At 49.5% G+C, this 2,312-nt stretch carries 1 protein-coding gene; it reads left to right on the top strand.

Annotated features, from left to right (window positions below; translation table 11 throughout):
- A partial coding sequence (gene glgP / locus QVO39_RS01735) for an alpha-glucan family phosphorylase (protein WP_288171492.1) occupies nt 1-2,165 on the top strand: 2,165 nt, incomplete at its 5' end.
- Between the last annotated feature and the right edge of the window lie 147 nt (nt 2,166-2,312).

The raw sequence follows: 2,312 nt of genomic DNA, 5'->3' as shown, positions 1-2,312 counted from the left end.
ACCTGAAGGAGGCCAGCGACTCTCGCGTAGACATGGTAGGCGTAGGCTTCCTATACAAGTATGGCTACTTTGACCAAGTCATCTCGGCCGATGGTGATCAGATTGCCCAATATAAGCAGAATGACTTCAATAATATCCCAGTAAGCCAAGTGACCGATGAGCAGGGTTTACCGATGACTTTAGAGGTCCCCTTTAGAGATCATACCGTTTACTGCAATGTGTGGCGAGTAGATGTAGGGCGTATCCCGCTCTACTTGATGGATACCTTCCACCCTAAGAATAGTGATTGGGATAAGGGAATTACTAGCCAGCTCTACGGTGGCGATTGGGAAAACCGTATGAAGCAGGAGTATCTGCTTGGTATCGGAGGCATTATGCTACTAGAGAAGCTAGGCATCAAGAAGCAAGTATACCACTGCAATGAGGGGCATGCTGCCTTCATTAATATTGAGCGTATGGCACAGCTCACCCAAAGTGGTATGGACTTTGATCACGCTCTGGAGATCGTTCGCTCTTCGGGGCTCTATACAGTGCACACGCCTGTGCCTGCTGGTCACGACTACTTTGATAAGGGCCTTTTCGATAAGTATATGGGTCACTATGCCGCGAAGCTAGGGATTTCGTTTGATGAGTTGATTGACCTTGGTCGTGAAAACCCTGGCTCCGACGAGAAGTTCTCCATGAGTGTCTTGGCGCTCAATACGGCTCAGGAGGCCAATGGTGTTAGCTGGCTTCACGGCAAGGTGTCGCAGCGGATGTTTGCCCCTGTGTGGAAGGGCTACTTCCCTAGCGAGCTACATGTGGGATATGTGACCAATGGGGTGCACTTCCCTTCGTGGACCGCTGTGGAGTGGATCCCTTTCTACAAGAAATATATCTCGGAGAATATACTTGATGATCAGGATAATCCTGACATTCTCAAGAAGATCAAAGAGGTGCCAGACAGCGAAATATGGGAGATGCGTAAAGAGATGAAATGCCGACTTATTCGCCATCTCAGGGCGAGCTACAAGGCAAGTCTCTCCAAGAGTAATAACGACCCCTCCTTTACTTACGAGGTGCTCGATGCCCTGAATCCCGATGCCCTTCTCATCGGTTTCGGACGCCGATTTGCCACCTACAAGCGTGCCCATCTGCTCTTTACCGACCTCGATCGCTTGGCACAGATTGTCAATAACAGCGAGCGCCCCATCCAGTTTATCTATACCGGTAAGGCACACCCTGCCGATGGTGGTGGCCAGGGGCTTATCAAGAGCATCATCGAGATCTCTAAGATGCCACAATTCCACGGCAAGATCCTATTCCTAGAGAATTATGATATCCGCGTAGCTCGCCGATTGATCGCTGGTGTGGATGTATGGCTCAACACCCCTACACGTCCATTAGAGGCATCGGGAACGTCGGGCATGAAGGCGCTGATGAATGGAGTGCTCAACTTCTCAGTACTCGATGGATGGTGGTATGAGGGGTTTGTGCCTGGAGGCGGTTGGGCACTGACCGACAAACGCACCTATACCGATCAGGGGCAGCAGGATAAGCTAGATGCCGTGACGATTTACAAGACCCTAGAGGATGAGATCATCCCGCTTTACTACGATCGCAGTGATGGTAAGGAGTACTCTACCGGTTGGGTGAAGATGATCAAGACTTCTATGGCAGAGATCCTCCCTCGCTTCACGATGCGACGGATGATTAATGACTATATCACCCGATTCTACCAGCCACTTGCTACACGCTCAGCAATGCTTGCGGAAAACAACTATGCAGCAGTCGATACTCTGGTGGAGTGGAAACAAAGTGTAGCCAATACCTGGGATCAATTGGAGGTAATAGAGGTGAAGAGCACCAAGGACCTCAGCAGTCGTAGCTTTGAAGTAGGCGAAGAGATGGAGTTGCAAGTGGTGCTCGACCTACATCAGCTCTCCACTGACCTCAAAGTAGAGCTAGTCATCTCTGAATTCAATGCCGATAATATGATGACAGAGCTTGTAGATAACTATGCCTTTACCCTAGAGAGCAGTGAAGGTAGTCGACGCACTTACAAGCTAAGAAAGATGATCAATAACCCTGGTACCCGGAAGATCGCCATCCGCATCTCTCCTACGCACCAGCTAATGGCTCACCCTATGGACTTTGCTTATGTTCGTTGGGTATCGGCATTCTGATTCTTGAGCCAGTCTATTTTTAATATGAGAGCCATAGGGCAATAGCCTTATGGCTCTCATTGTATTGGGGCGAAGGTAGGGGCTACGCAGTCTTGGAATCTCCATAAAACCTCTATACAGAGAATGTTGCACGAAGTGCCATTCTCG

Origin of the sequence: Porphyromonas sp. CAG:1061, assembly GCF_000435035.1 — a bacterium.
GTDB lineage: Bacteria > Bacteroidota > Bacteroidia > Bacteroidales > Porphyromonadaceae > Porphyromonas_A > Porphyromonas_A somerae.
The sequence above is the reverse complement of the archived record's forward strand: the minus strand, read 5'-3'. Positions and strand labels throughout refer to the sequence as shown.